A 1,834-nucleotide genomic window follows, 5' to 3' on the forward strand; every position below is an offset into this window, starting at 1 on the left:
TGAAGTCAAAAGAGTAGAGGAAGTTCCGTTTAGAAACTTTAATTTCTTATAAATTGAAAGGTTTAAATAAAACTTTCAGTCAGAAGGACGTAAGAATGACCGACTTGTTTCTTAGCATAAAGCTGGTCGGATTCGATTCGTAAGAATCAGAATCCGAGCGATTGATGGCAACGGGTTTGTATAATAATTGTAGCGCTTGGCGCAGCGCGCGGCTTGAAGCGGCGACATCTTTTCAGTTTCTTATTTAGTTCCAATTATTCGGAGCCGCGTGAGAATCGGAAAGGCAAGCTAGTTCGTATTGTTCCGATAACTAAAGTAGTAATTTTTGAGTACTAAACACGAAGTAATTATGTAAAAGCTATGATTAATATACATTGTTGCCATTTTTGGCGAGACACGAACCTAATGACTTGTCCAGGAATTATATTGTTCAGTTACAGGTTTTTCGGAAAAGCGTTGAAATCAAAAGAGTAGAGGAAGTTCCGTTTAGAAACTTTAATTTCTTAAAAATTGAAAGGTTTAAATAAAACTTTCAGTCAGAAGGACGTAAGAATGACCGACTTGTATCTTAGCAGAAAGCTGTTCGGATTCGATTCGTAAGAATCAGAATCCGAGCGATTGATGGCAACGGGTTTGAATATGAATCGTGGCGCCTGGCGCAGCGTGCGGCTTGAAGCAGCTCAGCCATCAATCGTTCGTTTCAGCTCAATTCTCCGAAGCTGCGTGAGACTCAGAAGGGCAAGCGAGTTCGGATTTATCCGATGATTCAAATTTTAATTAAAAGTAATAAATTCAATTTAATTCCTCTTTAAGCCATGATTGCATATTCGTGGTTGTAACACGTTTATTAATTACAACAAGCTTCCATATTTAATAAAGAATCAACATCTGTTTGGTTTAGTGTTATATTGAAAATAAGGATATCATCAATTTTACCGGTAAATTGATTTCCAACTATTAAATCCTCGATATGGCTAGCATTTGGATACCTCATATAATCAGAAGTTTCTTGAACGTTACCATTTCTAAATAATTTCATTGTATTAGTGGAGTTATTATATGTTGCAACCAAATGATGCCAATCATGATTAGAAACAGATTCATCACAATCAAAATTTGGGTCATTGTCCCATACATCACTAGTCCATGAAAATACAGCATGTCTACAATCGAATAGTGCTAAATTCCATTGATTATGATCGAGGCCTCGACCAATAAGTAATTCATAAACAGTTCTTACCTCTAATGGTTGATACCATAAGGAAATTGAAAAATCAGTCAAATCATCTAATTGAGTAGTGTTTGATGTTGACAAAAATTCATTTGTACCAGACAAATAATTAAATTCAAAAGCGCAATTTTCATTTGCATTCCTATCAGAGGTAGAAGCAGCAGCAGTGGAATTTGTTAAATTTTGATTGTTCCCCGAGAAGTCATTTATTGAGCCATCTGTAAATGGATAATAGGCAACAACGGCATTTTGTAGATTTGTTGGAACGCAATCCAATGGATTTACACTTAAAATTGTTTCATCATCCGACTTACATGACAAAACTGTAATACATATGATTGATGAAAGTAATATCTGTATTCTTCTCATATTTTTTTATTATTAATAAACTAAATTTTCGTCTTAAATGTGTTACAACGGTTATGTATAACGATTGTTGCGTTTGGCGCAGCGCGATGAGGGCAGCAGCGACAAGTTCATGATTCTCTTCTTAGTACCAAATTATTCAGAGCTGCGTGAGACTCAGAAAGGCAAGCTTTACGTTATTTTTCAGAAACCAATATAGTTAAATATTTGCAATCAATTTGCTTCTAGTTTCGCAAG

General features: G+C 35.3%; 1 protein-coding gene. It reads right to left on the reverse strand.

The annotated features are described in order from the left end of the window. Positions 1-847 precede the first annotated feature (847 nt). Complete coding sequence (locus BLQ00_RS17340) at positions 848-1,600, reverse strand: LamG domain-containing protein (protein ID WP_093145581.1); 753 nt, start codon at positions 1,598-1,600, stop codon at positions 848-850. Positions 1,601-1,834 lie beyond the last annotated feature (234 nt).

It is taken from the genome of Ulvibacter litoralis, assembly GCF_900102055.1.
Taxonomy (GTDB): Bacteria; Bacteroidota; Bacteroidia; order Flavobacteriales; family Flavobacteriaceae; genus Ulvibacter; species Ulvibacter litoralis.

Excerpts from the sequence above, each read along its gene's own strand:
- BLQ00_RS17340 (WP_093145581.1), bottom strand. The coding sequence starts at position 1,600 with ATGAGAAGAATACAGATATTACTTTCATCAATCATATGTATTACAGTT.